19 protein-coding genes and 1 riboswitch are annotated in these 22,668 nt (G+C 67.4%); of the genes, 13 read left to right on the top strand and 6 right to left on the bottom strand.

Annotated elements, in window-relative coordinates; all coding sequences use genetic code 11:
* Position 1: 1 nt before the first annotated feature.
* The 9 genes from KCG88_RS23350 to KCG88_RS23390 all read left to right on the top strand — a co-directional run bounded on the left by KCG88_RS23350 (position 2) and on the right by KCG88_RS23390 (position 10,775).
* Positions 2 to 646: an isochorismatase family cysteine hydrolase gene (locus tag KCG88_RS23350; protein WP_011060544.1), complete on the top strand. Its 645-nt coding sequence runs from the start codon at positions 2 to 4 to the stop codon at positions 644 to 646.
* Positions 643 to 1,998 (top strand): glutamine synthetase family protein, encoded by a 1,356-nt coding sequence (locus tag KCG88_RS23355; RefSeq protein WP_210713189.1) that lies wholly within the window; start codon positions 643 to 645, stop codon positions 1,996 to 1,998. The genes KCG88_RS23350 and KCG88_RS23355 overlap by 4 nt, the downstream gene beginning before the upstream one ends.
* Positions 1,982 to 2,734, top strand: a complete 753-nt coding sequence (locus KCG88_RS23360; protein ID WP_011060542.1) for an N-formylglutamate amidohydrolase — start codon at positions 1,982 to 1,984, stop codon at positions 2,732 to 2,734. Before KCG88_RS23355 ends, KCG88_RS23360 begins: the two co-directional genes overlap by 17 nt.
* 215 nt (positions 2,735 to 2,949) lie before the next feature.
* Complete coding sequence (locus KCG88_RS23365) at positions 2,950 to 4,299, top strand: APC family permease (RefSeq protein ID WP_210713190.1); 1,350 nt, start codon at positions 2,950 to 2,952, stop codon at positions 4,297 to 4,299.
* 173 nt (positions 4,300 to 4,472) lie between these two features.
* Entirely contained in the window at positions 4,473 to 5,489 is a 1,017-nt protein-coding gene (locus KCG88_RS23370; RefSeq protein ID WP_210713191.1) for an arginine N-succinyltransferase, read from the top strand.
* Between the two features lie 49 nt (positions 5,490 to 5,538).
* Positions 5,539 to 6,612, top strand: coding sequence for an arginine N-succinyltransferase (locus KCG88_RS23375; RefSeq protein WP_210713192.1), 1,074 nt, complete (start codon positions 5,539 to 5,541; stop codon positions 6,610 to 6,612).
* Between the two features lie 210 nt (positions 6,613 to 6,822).
* A riboswitch (cobalamin riboswitch) is annotated at positions 6,823 to 7,027 on the top strand.
* Positions 7,028 to 7,178: 151 nt separating this feature from the next.
* On the top strand, positions 7,179 to 9,101 hold the full coding sequence (locus KCG88_RS23380) for a TonB-dependent receptor (RefSeq protein ID WP_210713378.1): 1,923 nt from the start codon (positions 7,179 to 7,181) through the stop codon (positions 9,099 to 9,101).
* Positions 9,102 to 9,112: 11 nt separating this feature from the next.
* Entirely contained in the window at positions 9,113 to 9,865 is a 753-nt protein-coding gene (locus tag KCG88_RS23385; RefSeq protein ID WP_210713193.1) for a (2Fe-2S) ferredoxin domain-containing protein, read from the top strand.
* Positions 9,858 to 10,775, top strand: a complete 918-nt coding sequence (locus KCG88_RS23390; protein WP_210713194.1) for an ABC transporter substrate-binding protein — start codon at positions 9,858 to 9,860, stop codon at positions 10,773 to 10,775. The genes KCG88_RS23385 and KCG88_RS23390 overlap by 8 nt, the downstream gene beginning before the upstream one ends.
* Positions 10,776 to 11,184: 409 nt before the next feature.
* On the opposite strand, the gene KCG88_RS23395 is transcribed toward KCG88_RS23390, so the two are convergent.
* Positions 11,185 to 12,267, bottom strand: coding sequence for a diguanylate cyclase (locus tag KCG88_RS23395; protein WP_047336357.1), 1,083 nt, complete (start codon positions 12,265 to 12,267; stop codon positions 11,185 to 11,187).
* A gap of 236 nt (positions 12,268 to 12,503) precedes the next feature.
* On the opposite strand from KCG88_RS23395, the gene KCG88_RS23400 reads away from it, so the two are divergent.
* The 3 genes from KCG88_RS23400 to KCG88_RS23410 all read left to right on the top strand — a co-directional run bounded on the left by KCG88_RS23400 (position 12,504) and on the right by KCG88_RS23410 (position 16,509).
* Entirely contained in the window at positions 12,504 to 13,430 is a 927-nt protein-coding gene (locus KCG88_RS23400) for an alpha/beta fold hydrolase (protein ID WP_210713195.1), read from the top strand.
* A gap of 134 nt (positions 13,431 to 13,564) precedes the next feature.
* Entirely contained in the window at positions 13,565 to 14,959 is a 1,395-nt protein-coding gene (locus KCG88_RS23405; protein WP_210713196.1) for a VOC family protein, read from the top strand.
* A 128-nt stretch (positions 14,960 to 15,087) separates the two neighbouring features.
* Positions 15,088 to 16,509, top strand: a complete 1,422-nt coding sequence (locus KCG88_RS23410) for an FAD-binding oxidoreductase (RefSeq protein ID WP_210713197.1) — start codon at positions 15,088 to 15,090, stop codon at positions 16,507 to 16,509.
* 12 nt (positions 16,510 to 16,521) lie between these two features.
* Here the strand turns inward: KCG88_RS23410 and KCG88_RS23415 are convergent, their stop codons facing one another.
* A complete protein-coding gene (locus KCG88_RS23415; RefSeq protein WP_047285580.1) occupies positions 16,522 to 16,887 on the bottom strand; it encodes a hypothetical protein in 366 nt (121 codons plus the stop codon).
* Between the two features lie 182 nt (positions 16,888 to 17,069).
* Here KCG88_RS23415 and KCG88_RS23420 point away from each other — a divergent pair, with 182 nt between their 5' ends.
* The gene (locus KCG88_RS23420; RefSeq protein ID WP_210713198.1) at positions 17,070 to 17,456 is read left to right on the top strand and encodes a hypothetical protein; all 387 of its coding nucleotides are present in this window, start codon (positions 17,070 to 17,072) and stop codon (positions 17,454 to 17,456) included.
* A gap of 268 nt (positions 17,457 to 17,724) precedes the next feature.
* Here KCG88_RS23420 and KCG88_RS23425 read toward each other — a convergent pair whose 3' ends face one another.
* From KCG88_RS23425 to KCG88_RS23440, 4 genes are all read right to left on the bottom strand, one after another.
* Complete coding sequence (locus KCG88_RS23425) at positions 17,725 to 18,312, bottom strand: hypothetical protein (RefSeq protein WP_047285577.1); 588 nt, start codon at positions 18,310 to 18,312, stop codon at positions 17,725 to 17,727.
* A 109-nt stretch (positions 18,313 to 18,421) separates the two neighbouring features.
* Positions 18,422 to 19,507 carry a lipocalin-like domain-containing protein gene (locus tag KCG88_RS23430; protein ID WP_210713199.1) on the bottom strand — a complete coding sequence of 362 codons (1,086 nt, stop codon included), beginning with the start codon at positions 19,505 to 19,507 and terminating at the stop codon, positions 18,422 to 18,424.
* Complete coding sequence (locus tag KCG88_RS23435) at positions 19,497 to 21,977, bottom strand: FtsX-like permease family protein (protein ID WP_210713200.1); 2,481 nt, start codon at positions 21,975 to 21,977, stop codon at positions 19,497 to 19,499. Before KCG88_RS23435 ends, KCG88_RS23430 begins: the two co-directional genes overlap by 11 nt.
* 1 nt (position 21,978) lies before the next feature.
* Positions 21,979 to 22,647 carry an ABC transporter ATP-binding protein gene (locus KCG88_RS23440; protein WP_047336301.1) on the bottom strand — a complete coding sequence of 223 codons (669 nt, stop codon included), beginning with the start codon at positions 22,645 to 22,647 and terminating at the stop codon, positions 21,979 to 21,981.
* Positions 22,648 to 22,668: the final 21 nt, after the last annotated feature.

The following is a 22,668-nucleotide window of genomic DNA, read 5'->3' on the forward strand; positions in this document are numbered from 1 at the left end:
GATGTTCAGCCTGCCCCACCGTTCGCCCCGGGACCTGCCCTTCGTCGTCGACCACACCGCCTTGTTGCTGGTGGACATGCAGCGGGCGTGGCTTGAACCGCAGTTCGACCCGCACCTGCAAGGGCCCGAGGGCGAGGCCTTTCTCAAGCGCGCACGAGAGCGGGTGATCCCCAACCAGCAACGGCTGCTGGCGGCGGTGCGCGAGGCGCGGCAGAACGTGCTGCACACCATTATCGAAAGCCTGACCGCCGATGGCCGTGACCGCTCCCTGGACCACAAGCTGTCGGACATGCACCTGCCCAAGGGCAGCCCCCAGGCGGCGATCATTGCCGAGCTCGAACCGGTGGAAAACGAGATCGTGCTGCCCAAGACCTCCTCCGGGGTGTTCAACTCCACCAACATCGACTACGTGCTGCGCAACCTGGAAACCCGCCACCTGATCATCGCTGGGATCGTCACCGACCAGTGCGTGGACATGGCCGTGCGCGACGCCGCCGACCGCGGCTACCTGGTAACCCTGGTGGAAGATGCCTGCGCCACCTACGGCGATACCCGGCACCAGGCCTGCCTCAACGCAATCAAGGGCTACTGCTGGATCACCGACACCGACACCGTACTCGGCCGCCTGCGGGAGATCCGCGGATGAGCCGCGGCCAGGGCATCGAGGCCCTGACCCCGGTGGCCATGACCAGCATCGTCACCACCGACCTGATCGGCGTCACCCGTGGCCGTTCCTTTCCCAGCGACGAACTGGAGCGCTACAAGGCCGGCGGCTGCGGCTGGGTGCCGGCCAACAGCGCGCTGACGCCCCAGGACCTGATCGCCGAGGACAACCCCTGGGGCGCCTATGGCGACCTGCGGCTGATCCCCGACCTGGACAGCCGGGTCAGTGTCGGCGCCGGGCCGGATGCCAGCGCGGCCCCGCTGGATTTCATCCACGCCGACATCTGCGAGACCGACGGCAAGCCCTGGGCGGCCTGCCCGCGCACCCTGCTGCGCAAGGAAATCGAGCGCTACCGCGAGCTGGGCATCCAGATCACCGCGGCCTTCGAGCATGAATTCAACCTCGACACCGGCACCGGCCAGCGCGAGCACCTGGCCTTCTCCCTGGAAGCCCAGCGCCAGGGCGCGGCCTTCGGTGGCTGGCTGCTGGCGGCGTTGCGGGCCGCCGGCGCCGAACCGGAAATGTTCCTCCCCGAATACGGCAAGCAGCAGTACGAGATCACCTGCCGCCCAACCCAGGGCCTGGCCGCTGCCGACCGGGCGGTGAACGTGCGCGAGATCACCCGGGAAATCGCCCGGCAAATGGGGCACCGGGTCAGCTTCGCGCCCAAGACCGCCGATGACGCGGTGTGCAACGGGGTGCACCTGCACCTGAGCCTGCAAAACCTGGACGGCGAGCCACTGCTCTACGACCCCCACGCGGTCAGTGGCGACGACCTGTCGAGCCTGGGCCAGCACTGGGCCGCCGGGGTGCTCAGGCACCTGCCGGCGCTGTGCGCCTTCACCGCGCCCACGCCGATTTCCTACCAGCGCCTGCAGCCCCATCACTGGAGCGCCTCCTACGCCTGCCTGGGCCTGCGCAACCGCGAAGCCTCGCTGCGCATCTGCCCGACCCTGAGCCTGGGCGGCAAGCCGGTGGCGCCGCAGTACAACCTGGAATTCCGCGCCCTGGATGCCACCGCCTCGCCGCACCTGGCCATGGCGGTCATCCTGATGGCCGGGCGCCTGGGCCTCGAACAGCAACGGGTGCTCAATGCGGTGACCGACAAGGCCCCCTCGGACCTGAGCGCCGAGCAACGCCTGGCCAGTGGCATCGTGCCGCTGCCGGGCTCCCTGCCCCAGGCCCTGGAATGCCTGCGCGGCAACACTGAACTGCTGCAGTTCCTGCCCCAGGACCTGCTGGCCACCTACTTCGCCGTCAAACAAAAGGAAGTGTCCCTGACCGAGCACCTGACCGCTGCCCAACTCTGTGAGCACTATGGACACCTGTACTAAATCCGCCGAGCTGGGGTTCTACACCGAGCCGGCCTACCGCCTGATCCGTGAAGACTCCGAGCATCCGCTGATTCTGGTGTGCGAACACGCCAGCCACTACATTCCACCGGCCCTGCACGACCTGGGCCTGGATCCGCTGGCGGCCCGCGAACACATCGCCTGGGACCCGGGCGCCCTGGAACTGGCCCAAAGCCTGTCCCAGGCCCTGGGCGCGACCCTGATCGCGGCCAATTATTCGCGCCTGCTGATCGACCTCAACCGGCCGCGCCACGCCCCCGACAGCATCCCGCTGCAAAGCGAGATCTATCAGGTGCCGGGCAACCAGCAGCTGGACGAGGCCACTCGCGAGTACCGCCGCCAGCAGCTGTTCACGCCCTTTCACCAGCGCCTGCAACGGATCATCGACCGGCGCCTGGCCCAGGGCCGTGAAGTGCGGGTGGTGGGGATCCACAGCTTCACCCCGGTCTACTACGGGCAGCCGCGCGCGCTGGAAATCGGCGTGCTGTATGGCAGCGCCACCGACTACGCGGCGCGGATCCTCGAAGGGCTGTGGAGGCTGCCGATCAAGGTGGCGGGCAACCAGCCCTACGAGATCGACCCGTTGAGCGACATGACCGTGCCGGTGCACGGCGACGCCCGAGGCCTGGCGTCGGTATTGATCGAGGTGCGCAACGATCTGCTGCGTACCCCTGAAGCGGTGCAGCACTGGAGCGATACACTGGCGCCGCTGCTGTAGCCGCGGCGAGAGAAAGGTTTGACCGGCGCGCCCCGAAGGACTCACCCGGCGCGCCAAAACGCTGTTTGCAGGACCGGTACAACAACTAGAAAAACCGCTGTGGTGTGTCTTTAAACCCTGCCAGGTTCAAACACGAAAGCGCGGCCCGAGGTGTCAATGACGACCCGCAGGGCCCCGCCTTTACCCACTTACACAGGCTCAAGGAGAACGGCTTCATGGAGATTGAAGAATTCGGCTACAAACAGGAACTCAAGCGCGGGCTGAGCCTGCGTGACCTGGTGGTCTACGGGATGATTTTCATGATTCCCATCGCCCCGTTCGGGGTCTACGGCTACGTCAACCAGGAAGCCCCGGGCATGGTGCCCCTGGCCTACATCATCGGCATGGTGGCGATGGTCTTCACCGCCCTGAGCTACGGCGCCATGGCCCGCGCCTTTCCCATCGCCGGCTCGGTGTATTCCTACGCCCAGCGCGGCCTCAACCCCCATGTGGGCTTTCTTGCCGGCTGGCTGATGCTCCTGGACTACCTGCTGATCCCGCCGCTGCTCTACGTCTACGCGGCCATGGCGCTCAACCACCTGTACCCGCAAGTGCCCAAGGTCGGCTTCATCCTGGCGTTCCTGGTCAGCGCCACCTTCGTCAACCTGCGCGGCATCACCTTCACCGCGCGGATGAACATCCTGTTCCTGCTGGCGCAACTGGCGGTCCTGGGGATCTTCCTGTTCTACGCCTGGAATGCCCTGCACGGGGGCGCCGGCAACGGCCAGCTGACCCTGGCGCCGCTGTACAACCCGGAGAACTTCCACTTCGGCATGCTGATGCAGGGCGTCTCGATCGCGGTGCTGTCGTTCCTCGGCTTCGATGCCATCTCCACGCTCGCCGAAGAGGTCAAGGGCGACCCGGGCCGCAGCGTCGGCCGCGCCGCGCTGATCACCCTGGTGGTGATGGGCGCGATCTTCGTGGTACAGACCTGGATCGCCACCGACCTGGCCGCCGGCATGGGCTTCAAGTCCGCCGACACCGCCTTCTATGAAATCGCCGAACTGGCCGCCGGCAGCTGGCTGGCTATCCTCACCGGAGTGGCCACGGCGCTGGCCTGGGGCGTGGCGGTGGCCATCACCTCGCAGGCCGCGGTGTCGCGCCTGCTGTTCGGCATGGCCCGCGACGGCAAGCTGCCCAAGGTGCTGGCCAAGGTCCACCCCAAGCACAACACCCCGCACATCAGCATCTACCTGGTGGCGGTGCTGTCGCTGCTGATCTGCTACCTGTTCATCAACTCGGTGGACACCCTGACCTCCCTGGTCAACTTCGGCGCCTTGAGCGGCTTCATGCTGCTGCACATCACCGTGATCAATTTCTACTGGCGCCGGCAGAAGTCCGGCCAGGTGGTGCGCCACCTGATCTGCCCGGTGATCGGCTTCGTGATCGTCAGCGCCATCATGTACAACATGGGCGTGGATGCGCAGAAACTCGGCGCCATCTGGATCCTCGCCGGGCTGGTCTACCTGTTCCTGCTGAACAAGCTGGGCAGCGGCGCCGCCCTGCCCGACCCGCTCAAGCAATAGTTGCACCCGCGCGGCGCCCCAGGGCGTCGCGCCAACCCCGGTGCCGCCAGCAAGAGCGGCCCGGGGACTGGCCGCCGGATGCCGCGGCCATGGAACTGCGTGGTAACCGACAGTGATGTCTGGCCAGTGCCTGCCCCCCTGGGGCAAGCGGCCCTTGATACAGGAGTACACCCATGCTGGCCTTGCGTCCGGTGGCGTTATCCGATCTGCCCCAACTGCGGCGCCTGGCCCGCGAACGCCTGCTGGGCGTGACCTCCCTGGTGGATGACGAAACCTGCCTGCGGGACAAGATCCTCGACTCCCTGGCCTCCTTCGCCAAGAGCGATGCCAGCCAGGGCCCGGAGAACTATTTCCTGGTGCTCGAGGACCTCGACAGCGGCCAGTTGCGCGGCTGCTCGGACATCCTCGCCACTGCCGGTTTTGCCAGCCCCTTCTACAGCCTGCGCAACCGCCCGTTCTTCAGCCGTTCCCGGGAGCTGAACATCCAGCACGGGGTGCCCACCCTGTCGCTGTGCCACGACCTCAGCGAACAAACCCTGCTGCGCAGCTTCCATGTCGACCCACAACTGGGCGGTACGCCACTGGCCCAGCTCACCTCCCGCGGGCGGTTGCTGTTCATCGCCGCCCACCCCCAGCGCTTCGCCGACAGTTGCATCAGCGAGATCGTCGGCTACAGCGACGCCAACGGCGAGTCACCGTTCTGGCAAGCCGTGGGCCAGCACTTCTTCGACCTGCCCTATGTCGAGGCCGAGCGCCTGTGCGCCCTGCAGGGCCGCGGCTTTCTCGCCGAACTGATGCCCCAGTACCCGCTGTACATCCCGATGCTGGCGCAGGCGGCCCAGGACTGCATCGGCCAGGTTCACCCGGATGCCCGGGAGGCCTGCCAGATCCTGATCGACGAAGGCTTCGCGCCGACCCAGTACGTCGACCTGTTCGATGCCGGGCCGACCCTGCAGGGGCGCAGCCAACAACTGCGCTCGATCGCCCAGAGCCGGGTCGCCACCAGTTGCCCCAGCCCCCAGAGCGGCCAGGGCCAACAGTGGTTGCTGAGCAACGAGCGGCTGCAGGGCTTTCGCGCCATAGTCGCAGCGCTGGACAGCGCCCCGGGCGATGAAATCGGCCTCGACCCGGCCATGTTCCAGGCCCTGCAACTGGCGCCGGGCGAGCCGGTACGGAGCGTGGCCTTATGAACCGGCCCCTGTTGCCCCCCTGCCCGGCGTCATTGCCAGGAGCCCGCCAATGATCGTCCGTCCGATCCGCGTCACCGATCTGCCGGCGGTCTTGAGCCTGCTCGAAGGCAGTTGTCGCGAACTGAACAACCTGTCCACCGACCCCGAGCGCCTGGCCCATCGGGTGCGCTGGGCGCAGCGGGCCTTCGCCAACCAGGTGGAGCGGGCCGATGCCGACTACCTGTTCGTCATGGAAGATGACGAGCAGCAGGTGATCGGGGTCTGCGGCCTGAGCGGCGCCATCGGCCTGCGCGAGCCCTGCTACAACTACCGGGTCGGCACTACCCACGGCAGCGCCCCGGTGCTGGGCATCGAAAAGCACATCCCGACCCTGTTCCTGTGCAACGAGATGACCGGGCAGTCGCTGCTGTGCTCGCTGTTCCTGCGCCGCGATCACCGCCAGGGCTACACCGGCCGCCTGCTGTCCACCGCGCGCCTGCTGTTTGTCGCCGAATTCCCCCGGCTGTTCGGCGACAAGCTGGTGGCCGAACTGCGCGGCCAGCTCGACAGCCAGGGCCGCTCGCCGTTCTGGGACAGCCTGGGGCGGCACTTCTTCAAGATGGGTTTCCAGCAGGCCAATCGCCTGTCCAGCCACGGCAGCAAATCCTTCATCGCCGAACTGATGCCGCGCCAGCCGCTGTACACCTGCCTGCTCAGCCCCCAGGCGCAGGCCGCCATCGGCCAGGCCCACGCCAGCACCGAACAGGCGGTGAGCATCCTGCGCGACGAAGGCTTCAGCCATCAGGGCTGCATCGACATCTTCGATGGCGGGCCGCTGATCGAGGCCGAGGTGGCGAAGATCCGCAGCGTGCGCGAAAGCCAGACCCTGCCCCTGCTGGCAGGCACTCCGGACGCACAGGCACCGGTGTGGCTGATCCACAACCGGCGCCTGGAAAGCTGCCGCATCACCGCCGCCCCCGGGCGCCTGGTTTCGGGTTGCCTGCTGGTGGACCGGCTGACCGCCAAACGCCTGCAACTGCAACCGGGCGACTCGGTACGGGCGGTGCCGCTGCAGGCCTGCGAGTCACGCACGGCCCTGCACGCACAGCGGCACCTGGCCCCGCAAAGCGCCCTGTTCCTGTAGCCGCAGGCTCGGGCCGCGTTCGGAAGAACGGCCCGCAGGGGCGCGAAATCTCAAGACCGCTGAGGCGCTCGACATGAGACTGCCAAGCAAGGCCCTGCGGGCCTTTGCGCAGCCTCGCGGGCTCGGCAGCGGCTACAGAAGCGTCGGGGCGATGAATCCGGTAACACCTGGCGGCAGGCGCAACGTTGACGAACGCCGGGGCGGATGTTCATATGCCGCCCAGTTTCAGGTGCCTCCTGCCGCCGTGCAGGAGGTGAAACGGGAAACCGGTGCGCCCCTTTTCGGGCAAGTCCGGTGCTGCCCCCGCAACGGTAAGCGAGTGCTGCATTCAACAGGCCACTGTACCCAAGGTATGGGAAGGCGAATGCCGCCAGACTCGCAAGCCCGGAGACCGGCCTGAGACGTCTGTTTGGCAATCCTGCGGTGGGCGGGCATGGGCCGGTATGGTCGCGTGCCCGTGGCCGATACCCTCTCCTGCGTGCTTCCCGAAGACACTTTCGAGAAGACCAACAATGACAACTCCTGACACTTTCCTTGCACGCGACTGGCGTGCCCCTCGCCGCACCATGAGCGGCGCCCTGCTCGGCTGCCTGTTCAGCCCCCTGCTGCTGGCGGACGACAGCCCCCTGACGCTGGACCGGCAATTTGTTTCCGCCCCCTCGGTGGAGTCCACCACGGTGGCCGAAATGGCCCGGTACGGCAGCAAGGTGGAGATCATCGACCGCCAGCAGATCGAACGCGCCGGCCCCAGCAGCGACATCACCCGGGTCCTGCAGATGTACGTGCCGGGGCTGTATGTGGCGCCCAAGAATGGCCCCTTCGACTACGGCACCTATTCCCTGCTGGGCGGGCGCAACGACGACACCCTGATCCTGCTGGACGGCGTGCGCCTGAACAACCGCCTGTACGGCGGCCTGTACCTCGATACCCTGCCGGCCAACGCGATCGAACGCATCGAGGTGCTCAAGGGTGGCCAGAGCCTGCTGTTCGGTACACAGGCGGTGTCCGGGGTGATCAACATCGTCACCCGCAGCCCGCAGACCCGCGACGTCTCCGGCGAGGTCAACCTGGGCCTGGACAGTTTCATGGGCCAGAGCGGCGACGCCCGCGCCGAACGCATCATCAGCAACGGCCTGGGCGAGCTGGGGCTGTTGGCCTATGTCAGCCACAACGTCTCCGATGGCTACCAGCCATTTCGCAACAGCGCCTACAACGCCAACACCCGGGACAAGAAACGCAGCTATGAAGTGACCACCTTCGGCGCCAAGGCGATCCAGGGCCTTGGCGACGCTTCGCGGCTGGAACTGTTCTACCAGTACAGCGACGCCAACCTGGATTTCGCCCGCCCGGTGAACAACCGGAAAACCACCAACGACCGCATCCAGCAGATCGCCACCGCGACCTTCGAGCAGCGCCTGGGCGAAGGCTTCAGCTACTTCGTCAAGGGCCATGTCAACGACTGGGACACCCGCTACACCAAGATCGACAGCCTCGACGACGCCAGCCTCAAGGTGCGCAACCACAACGACTACTGGGGCTTCACCGACTGGGGCCTGCAGGCCGAGGGCAAGGCCGAGCTGGACGGCGGCCACGTGCTGGTATTGGGCACCGACAACCAGTGGTTCAAGGGCCAGGACGACGTGCTCAAGATCGACGACAACAGCGCCCGGGCCAATGCCCTCTACGCTCAGTTGCGCCCGGTATTCGCAGCCCTGCCCGACTGGCACCCGAGCCTGGGCGTGCGCCACGAGAAAATCAGCGGCGGCGAGAGCGCCACTGTGGGCATGCTCACCTCGCTGTATGACCTCTCGCCCCACTGGCAACTGCGCGGCCAGTTCGGCAGCGCCTTCAAGCTGCCCAATGCCGAGCAGCTGTTCGCCAATGAAGAGGATGAAAAGGGCAACCGCAACCTCAAGCCGGAAAAGAGCGTGAATGCCGAGCTGGGCCTGGACTACAAGGGCAGCCTGCTGGCCGGCGACTTCAATGCCAGCACCACGGTGTTCCAGCGCAAGATCGACGACCTGATCGCCCTCGACGGCATCGACTGGGTCAATGGCCAAGGCCGGATCAAGGTACGTGGCATCGAACTCGACGGGCGCTGGCAGTTCAGCCCGCAGTGGACCCTGCAGGCGGACATGACCCGCAACCTGGTGGAGTCGCGCAACGGCGTGACCCTGAGCAACATCCCCGGTTTCTTCGCCCGTTCGCGGCTGGGCTTCGAAGCCCCGGACCGGATGTGGGGCGTGGGTGGTGCGGTCCGCTACATCGGCCAGATCGACAGCCCGAAGAACGTCGACTACGGCCACTATTCGGTGGTCGACGCCGATGCCTATCGCTACCTGGATACGGCCCAGCAGCACCGCCTGAGCCTGCTGGTGGAGAACCTGTTCGACCGCGACTACAGCACCAGCATGACCAGCACCTCGCCCTCGGTGGACAACCTGGGGCGCCCCTTCACCACCGAAGTGCGCTACACCTACCGCTTCTGAGGCCGACCGACATGCATGAGAACTATCAACGGGTGCTGTTCGTCGGCCCCGGCCTGCACGGCGGCGCCCTCGGCGAAGCCTTTGGCAAGGAGCTCGAGGCCCTGCGCGGCGACGGCGCCGACACCCGGGTGATCGACACCCTGGACGGCTTCGACAGCCTCTGGGCGGCCCTGGGCGAAGCCCTGCCCGAGGACGGCGCGAAGCTGCTGGTGGTGGACCTGGAACCCAGCTCCGACAGTGCCTACCTGGACTGGCTGCGCGATGAGCTGGGGCGCCTGGCCCAGGCCCACCCCCAGGCACCGCGGCTGTGGATCACCGCCCAGGCCCTGGGCCGGCGCGGGCTGGACGCGGCCCTGGCCTGCGCCAGCATCGGCCAGCGCGAGCGCCACCTGGCCTGCGACAACGTCAACGCGGTGCAGAGCGACCCGGACTGGTCGCGGGTGCCGCCCCATGCCCGCCAGGTGTTCCTGTGCACCGGCCCGCGCTGCGTGCGGCGCGGCGCCCTGGCGCTGTGGAAGACCCTGCGCCGCGAACTGCTGCGCCTGGAGCACATGGAGACGCCCGGTGGCGTGCTGCTGACCCGCACCGCCTGCCAGTTCCCGTGCAACCTGGGGCCGGTACTCACCGTGCACCCGGACGGCTGCTGGTACCGGGTGCGCGATGACGGCGAGGTGCTGCGCCTGGTGCAGCAGCACCTGGTCCAGGGCGAGCCGGTGGCGGATCTACGGATTCCCGCACCCTACGGAGGACCGGCGGATGCCTAGCAGACTGCTCGGCCTGCTGCTGTGGCTGGCGGCCCTGCCGGCCCTGGCGCACAGCTACCAGAACTGTGGCCGGACCTGGACGGTAGACGGCCCGCCCCAGCGCATCGTCGCCCTCAACCAGCACAGCGCCGACCTGCTGCTGGCCCTGGGTGCCGGGCCGTTGATGATCGGCGTCGCCTATCTGGACGACGATGGCCAGGCCCAGGCCGAAGGGCGTTACCACGGCGTGCCGGTCATCGCCCGCCAGTACCCGTCGGCAGAAGTGCTCTACAGCCTCAAACCCGACCTGGTGGTGGGCGGCTTCGCCTCGGCCTTCCCGGAAAACTTCAGCTCCCGGCAACGCCTGGGGGCCATAGGCGTAGGCAGCTACCTGCTGGAATCGGCCTGCGCCGGGCATGACCAGGACTACTTCGGGCATATCCGCCGCGACCTGCTGACCCTGGGCCGGCTGCTGCGCCAGGAAGCTCGCGCGCAGCAACTGGTGGGCCAGATGGATGCCGACCTGGAGGCCGCCGCAGCCCTGTACCGCGGGCGCCCGACCCCTTCGGTGTTCTACCTGGACAGCGAAGTCAACGGCCTGGCCAGCCAGGGCCAGCAAGGGTTTGTCGGCGTGCTGCTGCAAGCGGCCGGTGCGCGCAACAGTTTTGCCGCCATCGACCGCCCGCGCCTGACCGTGGACAGCGAGACCCTGCTGGCCAACGACCCGGACGCCATGCTCCTGGCCGACGCCCTGTGGTCGCCCGCCCGGCGCAAACGCCAGTTGCTGCACAGCGACCCTGTGCTGTCGCGATTGCGCGCGGTGCGCGAAGACCGGCTGATCGACATCCCCTTCGCCCGACTGGTGCCGGGCATCGCCAGCGGCCGCACCGCCCTGGAACTGGCCCGGCGCCTGCACCCCACCCACGACTGACCCCCACCCCCGTAGGAGCCGGCTTGCCGGCGAAGGGAACACCCCCGACCCCGAGGCGTACCCACAGACGCCTTCGCGGGCAAGCCCGCTCCTACAACCACCAGCAAGCCCCCCTGTAGGAGCCGGCTTGCCGGTGAAGGAAACACCCCCACCCTCGCGGCGTACCCACAGGCGCCTTCGCGGGCAAGCCCGCTCCTACAACCACCAGCAAGCCCCCCTGTAGGAGCCGGCTTGCCGGCGAAGGGAACACCCCCGCCCTCGCGGCGTCCCCACAGACGCCTTCGCGGGCAAGCCCGCTCCTACAACCACCAGCGAGCCCCCCCTGTAGGAGCCGGCTTGCCGGCGAAGGGAGCGCCCCCGCCCTCGCGGCGTACCCACAGACGCCTTCGCGGGGCACAAGGAACGGCGGCTACAACGAATTCAGCAGACGCCTGGACGGCTGCTCCGGTGGATGGCAGGTGACGTTGTTGCGGCCGCAGGTCTTGGCCGCATACAGGGCCTGGTCGGCATCGTTGAGCCAGCCCATGGCGTCGTCGTGCAGGGGGTTGAAGGCCGCCAGGCCGATGCTCAGGCTGACCTGCAGCGCCGGGCTCTGTTCATAGCCCAGGGCGCCGAAACGACCGCGCAGGGCCTCCATCAGTTCGGCGGCATGGGCCAGGGGCACGTCCGGCAGGATCACGCAGAACTCGTCGCCGCCATAACGCCCGGCCTGGTCGCTGACCCGCAGGTTCTGCCGCAGCAGCTTGCTCAACTGGCGCAGCACCACATCCCCGGCCACATGGCCGTAGGTGTCATTGATGGCCTTGAAGTGGTCAATGTCGATCAGGGCGATGGCGCCACCATGGGCCTGGCGCTTGCAGCGCTGGAACTCGATCTCCAACTGGTCCTTCCAGGCGCCATGGTTGAGCAGCCCGGTCAGGCTGTCGGTGCGGCTCAGGGCCAGCAGCTCGCGCTTGTGCCGGCCCAGGGTCACCGCCTGCTGATAGCAGATGTAGCCCAGGGCCAGCGGGTACAGGGTCAGCATCGGCAGGCAGGCATACACCTGCTCGGGGGTGGTCTGGGCGACAAACGCCGGCCCGAACAGCCACAGGGCAACGCCCATGCCCAGCACTTGGGCCGCACTGCCGGCGAGGAAGAAACGTAACCCGCCCAGGGCCATGTTGTTCATGGCCATCATCCCCAGGGTGGTGGCCAGCGGCAGCGGATTGAAATGCATGGCGCCGACCCAGAAGCCCCCCAGCAGCGAATCCACCAGCAGGTTGCGGTACTCGGCACGAAACGGCACCCGGGCCAGCCGCGCCCATTGGTAGGCCAGGTGCGGCCAGGCAAATGCATTGAACAACATCAAGCCCCAGACCCAGGGCGCCGGTTGCAGCGGCGCCATCCCCGCGGCGACGCAGAAAAAACCCAGGGCCAGGCCCAGGGTCCGTGACCGATAAAGCCTCCTGGCCAATGACAGTCCCTTCCCTCTGGTGTCCTGCGCAGGGAGCAAGTCGCCTCCGATCAGCAATGGGTAAAGGTGGAACGAGCGGGTGGCAAGCAGCTGCAGAAAGTCTATCAGTCGCGTTTCAAATCGCCATGACTGCCAACGCCCAGTTTCGGCCTGCCAGCGCCAGCAGGTGGGGATTATTTGGCTATAACCGAGGGGCGGCCGATAACCGACTTCGCAGTGGCGAGCGCGGCGCGCGCCGCCCCTGAGCCGATCCACCCTGCCCCTGGAGGCCGCCGATGCTGGTGATCCTGGTCCTGCTGCTACTTGCCGCACTCTGGTGCTACCGCACCTACCCGCGCATCGGCCACCTGCTGTACGACGCCAGCGTGGCCCTGGAGGCACGCCTGTACCGGCTGCAGAAAGTCCCGGTGCAGATCGGCGAAGAAACCCTGATGACCTACCAGGGCGGCCCGGCCCAGGCGCCGGTGATCCTGCTGCTGCACGGCCTGAGCGCGGACAAGAGCATCTGGCTGCGTTTTGCCCGGCACTTCAACCGCGACTACCGGCTGCTGATCCCGGACCTGGGCGGCCATGGCGAAACCGCCTATGCCGCCCACCAGGACTACCGCGTTCCGGCCCAGGCCCAGCGCCTTTTGCGCTTGCTCGACGCCTGTGGCATCCAGCGGGTGCAGGTGATCGGCAACTCCATGGGCGGCTATATCGCCGCCTGGCTGGCCGCCCACGCCCCGCAACGGATCAGCGGCCTGGCGCTATTCGACCCGGCCGGGGTCGAAGCCCCCGAGACCAGCGACCTGCAGCACCTGCTGGAACAGGGCAAGAACCCCTTCCTGGTGCGCTCCCGCGCCGACTTCCAGCACTTCTACAGCCTGACCATGGCCGCCCCGCCCCGGGTGCCCGAAGCGGTGTTGGCGGCCATCGCCGAACGCTATCAGGCGCGCCGCGGACAACTGGCGCGGATCTTCGCCGAGCTCCAGGCCAGCCCGCCCATGGAGCCCGAGCTGGCGAAGATCCAGGCCCCGACCCTGTTGCTCTGGGGCCGCGAGGACCGCCTGCTGCACCCCAGCAGCGCCCAGGTCTGGGCCAAGGGCGTGCCCCAGGCCCAGGTGCAACTCTGGGAGGGCATCGGGCACATGCCCATGGTCGAACGCCCGGTGCGCAGTGCCCGGCTGTACCAGCAGTTCCTGGAACGCCAGCGGCACTGACAGCGGCCCGCCCATGCATTCATTTGCAGAATGAAGTTCAGAGGAAACTTCGTTTGTCAGCCTCGGGCGGGCCCAGCAGAATCGAGGCCGACCCGCCCTTTCACGCCTCGCCCTCTGCCACGGGAAGCCTGTTCATGAGCAACCAGCACTTCGTCAGCCCGGACCTGATCCGCCAGGGATTTTCCCGGGCGATGTCGGACATGTACCGCGAGGAGGTGCCGCTCTACGGCGCCCTGATGGAGCTGGTGGCCGAAGTCAACGCCCAGGTCCTGGAGCGGCAACCGGCGCTTGCCCGGCACCTGCAGAGCAGCGGTGAGTTGCAGCGCCTGGACCTGGAGCGCCACGGCGCGATCCGCGTCGGCAGCGCCGCCGAGCTGGCGACCCTGGCCCGGCTGTTCGCGGTGATGGGCATGCAGCCGGTGGGCTACTACGACCTGACCCCCGCCGGGGTGCCGGTGCATTCCACGGCCTTTCGCGCGGTGCACGAAGCGGCCCTGCAAGTCAGCCCGTTCCGGGTCTTCACCTCGCTGCTGCGCCTGGAGCTGATCGACAACCCCGAGCTGCGCAGCTTTGCCGAACAGGTCCTGGCCCGGCGCCAGATCTTTACCCCCCAGGTGCTGGAACTGATCCAGCAGGCCGAGGCTGCCGGAGGCCTGGGCGCCGAAGACGCCGAGCGCTTTATCCGCCAGGCCCTGGAAACCTTCCGCTGGCACCACCACGCCACGGTGACCGCCGCCCAGTACGCCAGCCTCAGCGCCCAGCACCGGCTGATCGCCGACGTGGTGGCCTTCAAGGGCCCGCACATCAACCACCTGACCCCGCGCACCCTGGACATCGATGAAGTGCAACGGCTGATGCCTGCCCGCGGCATCACCCCCAAGGCGGTGATCGAAGGCCCGCCGCGCCGGGAATGCCCGATCCTGCTGCGCCAGACCAGCTTCAAGGCCCTGGAGGAATCCGTGGCCTTCACCGACCAGGCCCAGAGCCAGGGCAGCCACAGCGCGCGTTTCGGCGAGATCGAACAGCGCGGCGCGGCGCTGACCCCCAAGGGCCGCGAGCTCTACGACCGCCTGCTGAACGCCGCCCGCGACGCCCTGGGCGACTTCCCCAACGAAGCCAATGCCCAACGCTACAACCAACTGATGCAAGAGCACTTCAGGGAATTTCCCGACAGCCACCCGGCCATGCGCGAACAGGGCCTGGCCTACTTTCGCTACTTCGTCAGCGAAACCGGGCTGGCCGCGCGCAACCAGCCCCAGCGCCCCACCACCCTGGCAGCGCTGCTGGCGGCCGGGCACCTGAGCGCCGAACCCCTGGTGTATGAAGATTTCCTGCCGGTCAGCGCCGCCGGGATCTTCCAGTCCAACCTGGGGGACAACAGCCAGAGCCACTACGCCGGGCAGTCCAACCGCCAGGCGTTCGAAGCCGCCCTGGGCCGCCCCACCCTCGACGAACTGCAGCTCTACGCCCAGACCCAGCAGCGCTCCCTGGAGCAGTGCGCCGCCACCCTGGGCCTGCCGGCGCTCTAAGGCCCGCGGGTCGATGCCGGCCTTGCAGCCGGTGCGCGCCCCCCATGGTCATGGCCCCGTCGCGGCGTTATTCTGCCGCCACTTGCGCCCCATCAGCGGCGCGCCACCACCAGGGATGGACACGGCGAATGAGATTCGCGATCGGCCTGTTTTTATGCGCGGCACTCGGCGGCGCACTCACCACCCACGCCGCAGAAACCGTCAACGACATCACCCAACTCAACCCCATAGTGGTGGACCAGGTGGTGCGCCCCACCCGCCTGGAGCAGATCGTCCAGCTGGTGGCCGGGCACCCCGGCCCCATCGCCATTGGCGGCGGGCGCTACAGCATGGGCGGCCAGACCGCCACCGAGCACGCCCTGCAGATCGACATGCGCGGCTTCAACCAAGTGCTCGACTTCTCCAAGGAGCGCAAGGAAATCACCGTGCAGCCGGGCATCACCTGGCGCGCCGTGCAGGACTACATCGACCCCCACGACCTGTCCGTGAGCATCATGCAGAGCTACGCCAACTTCACCGTCGGCGGCGCCCTGAGCGTCAACGCCCACGGCCGCTACATCGGCTACGGCCCGCTGGTGAGCTCGGTGAAATCCATCAAGCTGGTGCTGGCCGACGGCCAAGTGGTGGACGCCAGCCCGCAGCACAACCGCGACCTGTTCTACGGCGCCATCGGCGGCTACGGCGGCCTGGGGGTGATCGTCCAAGCCACCCTGCAACTGAGCGACAACGTGCGCCTGCTGCGCAGCGTCGACGAGATGCCCCTGGGGGACTACCGCCCTTACTTCCAGGCCCGGATCCAGAACAACCCCAAGGTCATCCTGCACAACGCCGTGCTCTACCCCGACCAGTACCAGACCCTGCGCGCGGTTTCCTACAGCCAGACCGACCTGCCGGTCACGGTCAAGGAACGCCTCACGCCCCTGGACCAGAACTACTGGAAAGAACAGAAGGCCCTGAAAGTGGTGAGCCAGTGGCCCGGCGGCAAGACCCTGCGCCAGGAAGTGATCGACCCCCTGGTGCTGAAAAAACCGCAAGTGTCCTGGCGCAACCACGAAGCCAGCCTCGACGTGCGCGAACTGGAACCCGACTCCCGGGCCAAGCGCACCTACGTGCTGCAGGAATACTTCGTGCCCCCCGACCAGCTGGAAAGCTTCGTCCAGGAGATGGGCGCGACCCTGCGAGCGCACAAGGTCAACGTGATCAACCTGTCGATCCGCCACGCCAAGGCCGACCCCGGTACCCTGCTGGCCTGGGCCAAGACCGAGGTCTTCGCCCTGGTGCTGTACTACCAGCAGAGCACCGCGCCAGAGGAGCGGGAGAAAGTCGGCGTATGGACCCGGTCCCTGGTGGACAGCGCGATCAAGCGCGGCGGCAGCTACTACCTGCCGTACCAGATCCACGCCACGGCCCAGCAGTTTCGCGCGGCCTATCCACGGGCCGGGGAGTTCCTGGCCCTCAAGGCCCGGGTCGATCCGCAGAACAAGTTCCGCAACAAGTTGTGGGATGCCTATGGGCTGGGGGCCGCAGGAGATGGGGCTGCACCACCTTAAGGCTCGGTGCCATCAATGGGCCGCGGAGCGCAGTGGCGCCAGTACCTTGCGTTGCTGCAGGTAAATCACTCCGTCACCGTCGAAGGCCAGCACCTTGTCGGTGGTCAGGGCGCTGGCGTCGCCGTCCTCGTACTTGAGCCAGCCCTCATCCCACAAGTCGCCACTTTCATGACGCACCTGCACAAAGAAATAAGGCGGCTCGGAGCGGGTGATTTCAATGTAATGCCCACCATCGGGGCCGCCCTGCCACTGCGCATCAGGGTGCTCGGCCAATACATGGGCCGGCGTCGTGGAGAAGCCATTCTTGAACACGACCGCCGCCAGCAATACCAGCGCCACCACGCCCACCGACATGAGCAAACGTTTTAACCAGATCAATCCAGGATCTCCGCTATCATTCACCGCCCTCGACCTGTCCCGGTCGGGCAATCGCGCATTCTGTTGAAGGCCTGCGCACTGTGCAATAACAAGCGCAGTGGCCGCTTGCCATCCAGCCCGGCCGCCTCCCGGAAAGCCGGCTGAACGCCTCTTGAACCCGCAGCACCAAGGAAGGATTGGCCATGCGTATCACCCTCAACACCCTTTATGTCGAAGCCGACCATAGCCTGTGGGTCAATTTCAGCAGTGCGTTCGGCGAAGGCCGGGGCCAATGGCTGGGCACGCCGCCACAGATGGGCCAGGTGCATGAGGTGGAGTTGAGCCTGGAGGACGATTTTGTCTGGGATCACAACCTGTGGGCCGCGACCCAGGACAGGCCACGCATCAGCCGGGAACAGGCAGGGCTGCGAGTCACCGGGCAGTTGCTGCCCAGGGCAGACGAAGCTGTCGCGGCGCTGGCCATAGGTCCGAACATCGTCCTGCTGTCACTGCAGGGTGACCACGCGCAGCCAGGCGGCTTCGTCAGCCTGCTTGCACGCCAGGTCAGCTTGAGTCCGGTGGCGCTGTAGAGGGAGCACGGCAGGCTTGCGCCGGAGCATCCAGCCAGGGTCGATTCAGGGTGATGTACAGCGGGAAAGTCGCAGGACGCGACAGGGAAAGGTGTTCGCCCAGTGCTCTGGCCTTGGCAATCCTTGCACCGGTAAAGAGCCCTTGCACCGGGCGAACGGTTGGCATTCTAGTGCAACTGGCGGGGAAAGTCCGTGGGCAGATTCTGAATAAAACTGCACGGTGCAGTTAACCCGATTGCCCATTGCCTCCCCCCTCAGTCCTGCCCCTTCAGCCTTCGTGGGCAGTGCTGACCTGCAGGATGTCGGTGTAGGTCACCAGCACGCTCTGGCCCACCTTGAGGTCCTTGAGGCGCTGCTGGACTTCGGGTTTCTCCACGCTCACCACTTTCTTGTTGCCCGCCGGGCCTTCGAAGGTCAGCTGGTTTTTCTTCAAGTCGATGGCGGTGATCTTCAACTGCACCTGCACCTGGCGATAGGCTGCGCCGCCGGGGTTGGGGTTGTCTGCGGTAGCGCGGACCACGCCGCTGGCTTCGCTGGAATCGGGCTTGCCCTTTTCAACGTCGGTGTCGAGCACCGCCACCACCGAGTGGGTGACCGTGACCTTGACCTGATCGCCGACCTTGAGGTGGCCCAGGTCCTTGGCCTGATCGCTCAATTGCACATGCACCGGCTTGCCCCCGGCGCCTTCGAGCACCACCTGGTGCTTGGCGGCGTCCACCGACAGGACCTTGGTCACCACCTGATCGGCCTCGACGGCCCCGGACAGCGGGATATCGGCGGCGTGTGCGGCAAGGCTGGCGCTGCCCAGCACGGTGGCCAGGGCGATGGCGCGGGCCAGGGTATTGAGGGTTTTCATCATGAACATTCCTTGTGGTTGAGAAACACACTGACTTACGGTCAGGCCCTTGAGCATAGACGCCCTGCCAGCTTTCACCGGGGGGATGGGTGCAAGCGTCGCGGCGCCCTCAATAACCGGTCATCTCCAGGTAGCCGCTGCCACTGTGGCTGCCAGCGAATTGCAGTGGCCCTTCCCAGTAGGGAATGCTCAGGTTCATCCAGGCCTGGGGGTTCAGGGCCCGGGTGGTGATATCCAGGCCCTTGGCGGGGATCTTCAGTTGCCAGGTGGTGGGCAGGCTGCGGCCCTGGACCCTGGACTGAGCCAGCGGCAGCAACTGGATCTGCTCCTTGCCCAGGGTCTGGGCGTGGCCATCGGTGCTGATCCAGGTGCCGGTGATATAGGGCGCCTTGTCCCGCTCGCGGACCCGGAACAGCATCAGCCGTTCGCCGCTGTCCAGGTGCAGCGAGAACCAGTCCCAGCCGCTCTGGTCGGCGCCCAGGGGCTGGCTGCTCCATTCCCGGTCGAGCCAGGCCGGGCCGCTGACCTGATAGCGCTGGCCATCGATCTGCAACTCCCCCGCGGCCTGGAAGAACGGCTGGCTGTAGTAGTAGGAGGCCTGCCCCTGGTCGGACTTGCGGCTGTAGCCGCCCTCGCCCTGCAGCACCAGCGGCCGGCTGCTGGAAAGCTGCAGGCGATAGGCAAACCCCGGCCCCGTGGCCTGCACCTGCATCCGCGCCAGGGGGTCGCCGGCGCTGTTCAGGGTGCTCAGTTGCCAATCGTCGATCCAGGCCTGGAACGGCTGCGCGATCACCCCGGCCTGGCCGACGCCACCCCGGGCATACCGTTCCGCAGCGTGGTGGCTCTGGGCCGAAGTGGCCGCTGCATGGCCCAGCCAGACCAGCGGCGCGCCCCAGCCCGGTTGATCGGGACCGGCCCGCAGGGCGCTGCGAAACAGCGTCCACTGCACGCCGAAGTGGCGGCCCTGGGCGTCGCTCAGGTCTGCCGTGAGGTACCACCATTCGATGCGAAACCCGTCATGGGCACCGTGGTCGGCAGGAAAACTGAAACTGCGCCCCGGCAGCACCGGGGTGAAAGCCGCGGCCTCGCTGCCCAGGCCGGCAAAACCCTGGGGCGGCTCGGCGGGCTGTTCACAACCGGCCAGCAGCGCCAGCAGCAACCCCGCCAGGGCCCGGCCCAACACATCAGTCTTCATGGGCAAAAGTCCTCAGCAGGTCCGCCGGTTGCGCGCGGTACAAACGCAGCAGCGGCCAGGCCGATGCCAACAGAGTCGCCAGCATGGCCAGGCCCAAAAGTTGCAGAAGCTGCCCGGGGAACACCCGCAACGGCAGGCGCCAACCAAAGGCCTGGACATTGATCACGCTGTCCAGGCACCAGGCCAGGAGGATGCCCAGCGGCAGCGCCAGGACTAGGGTGAGCAAGGCCAGCAGCCAGGTCTGCCCGAGGTTCAGCAGCATCAGTTGACGCCGCCCCACCCCCAGGGCCCAGAGCGGCGCCAGCTGGCCCAGCCGGCTCTGGCTCTGGGTCAGCAGGCTGATGAACAGCGCCACTCCGGACACCCCCAGGGTCAGGCTGTTGAGGGCGGCGGTGGCGGCGAAGGTGCGTTCGAAGACCTGCTGCGACCAGCCCTTGAGCCGGGCCTGATCGATGATCCGGCTGTCGTCCAGGGCGAACCGCTGTTGCAAGGCGCCGACCAGCCCGGGCATCGCTCCCGGCGCCAGGCGCAGGTTGAAACGGCTCGGCGTCAGCGCTGGCCAATGCGCCAGCAAGTGCCCGGCATTCACCAGCAAATGGCCCTTGGGGTTGCCATAGTCAGCGTAGATCCCCACTACTCGGGGCGCCCACTGGCCGGCAGGCACCGGCAGGCTCAAGCGATCGCCGGGGCGTACCTTGAGGCGCCGCGCCAGTTGTTCGCTGAGCATCAGGGTGTCCTGGCTCGCCAGTTGCGCCCAGGGCTCGGCGCCGTCGGCTTCCAGCAGCGGCCAGTGCTCGCGGTAGCTGGGATGGTCGATCACCCCGTACAGGTCCGCCGGCCAGCCCTGCACCTGCAACGACACCTGCCAACTGGGTAGCACGGCTGTCACTTGCGCCTGTTGCGGCAACCAGTCCAGCAACTGCCGGGCCTGCTCCGGGCTTTGCGGATTGACGTACAGCTCGGCGCTCAGCCGTTGCTCCAGCCAGTCGTTGAAGGTTTCGCGAAACCCTGCCGTCATGCTGCCGGCGCCGATATTCGCCGCCAGCGCCAGCAGCAGCGCCATCAGGGCCAGGCTCAGGGCCGGCAGTTGCTGGCGGCAATCGGCAAGAAACCACTGCCCCAGCACCCCTCGCCGGTGCCTCAGCAAGGCCCCCAGCACCGCATCGAGCAGCACCGGCAGGCCCAGGGCCGCCGCCAGCAGCAAGGCCGCCATCAGCACAAAGCCGCTGGCCAGGCTGTCACCCCACTGCCACGCCACCAGGGCCAGCAGCAGCGCCACTACGGCCACCACACCCTGGCGGCGCAGCCAGCGGGCATGGGCCTGATGCCAGGCCTGGGGGTTGGCCAGGGCCAGCAGCGGCAGGCGCGCCGCCCGCAGCAGGCTGGCGGCGCCGGCCAGCAAGGCCCCCAAGAGGCTCAGGCCGATACCGCTGAACCACCACCCGGGGCTGAGGCTCAACTGCCCCGCCACCTCGGCGCCGTACAAGCCGCGCAGGCTGGCAGCCACGTCCGGCAGCAGCAGCCCGGCCAACAGGTAGCCGCTGATGACCCCCGCCACTCCACCCAGCAGCGCCAGGGCCCCCAGTTCCAGAATCAGGCTGAAGATCAGCAGCCGCGCACTGACCCCGCAGGCGCGCAAGGTCCGCAACAGGCCACGACGCTGCTCCAGGGCCAGGCCGATGGCGGCATGCACGATAAACAGCCCGACCACGAAGGACAGGAAGCCCAAGGCATCCAGGTTCAGGTGAAAGCTCTCGGTCAGGCGCGCCAGGGTGTTTTCCGATTCGCCCGAATGCAGCACCAGTTGCCCCGCCAGCTGCGCCGGCAAGGGCGGCGCCTGGGCGGCAAAGTCCCGGGGCAGCAGCAGGCGGCTCAGTTGCCCCGGTTGGTCGAGCACTTGCTGGGCAAAGCCGATGTCCATCAGCAGCAGCCCCGGGGCCATGTCCGCCTGCGCCTGCAACGGCGGCAGCAGCCGGCCATTGCTGGCCAAAGGCTGCTGGCCCTCGCGGTAGCCGAGGCTGGCCAGGGTCTCTGGGGCAACCCAGGTGCGCCCCGGCGGGCTGAAGAATTCCACCACCTGCTGCATCGCCAGGGCCTTGCCAGCGATCGCGGAACCGGCGGGCAAGGACAAAGGCTCGATACCCATCAGTTGCAGGCGCAGGTCGTCGTGGCCCTGCAACTGCACCCGCCCTTGCAGCACCGGCGACACCGGCCAGCCGGCCCGGCGCAGCTCGACGAACCATTGCTGGGCAAAGCTTGCGCCAGTGGCCGTGCCCAGGCTGGCTTGGGGTTCACCGCCAATCAGTTGGCTGGCCCGGGCATAGCTGTCCCGGGCCTGGCTGTTGAGGGCCAGGACCCCGGTCAGCAGGCTGGTGGCCAGCCACAAACCGGTGAGCACACTGAAGAACTGCACCGGGTGCTGGCGCCAGTGGCTCAACAGCGCCTGCAAGGTGCCACGCAGCACCCGCATCTCAGGCCCCGCCCGCTGCGGCCAGGCGGCCACGCTGCAGGACCACGGTGTGTTGCAAACGGCTGGCCACGCGCTGGCTGTGGGTCACCATCAGCAAACTGGTGGGGCTGTCGGCCAGCAGTTCCAGCAGCAAATCCAGCACCTGGTCACTGGTGGTTTCATCGAGGCTGCCGGTGGGTTCATCAGCCAGCAACAGCCCCGGCCTCGACGCCAGGGCCCGGCCCAAAGCGACCCGCTGCTGCTGGCCGCCGGACAGCTGCTCGGGGTAGCGGCGCAGCAAGTCCCCCAGGCCCAGGCGCTCCACCAACTGCGCCTGCCAGCGCGGATCGAAGCGCCCGGCCAGGCGCGCCTGGAAGCCCAGGTTGTCCTCGACCCGCAAGCTGCCGATCAGGTTGAACTGCTGGAACACCAGGCCGACTTCGGTGCGGCGCCAGTTGGCCAACTGGCTTTCGCTCATGCGCTCCAGGCGCTGGGCGCCGATGCGAATGCTGCCGGCATCCACCCTGTCCAGCCCGGCCACCAGGTGCAGCAAGGTGCTCTTGCCGCTGCCGGATTCGCCCATCAGCGCCAGGCTGCTGCCCTGCCCCAGGTGCAAGTCGACACCCTGCAGCACCGCCAGCGGCCCCTGGGGGGTGGCATAGCTCTTGAACACTCCTTGTACTTCCAGCATGGGCTGACTCGTCCGACCTGA

The sequence above is a fragment of the Pseudomonas sp. MWU349 genome (genome assembly GCF_017947325.1).
Classification (GTDB): domain Bacteria; phylum Pseudomonadota; class Gammaproteobacteria; order Pseudomonadales; family Pseudomonadaceae; genus Aquipseudomonas; species Aquipseudomonas protegens.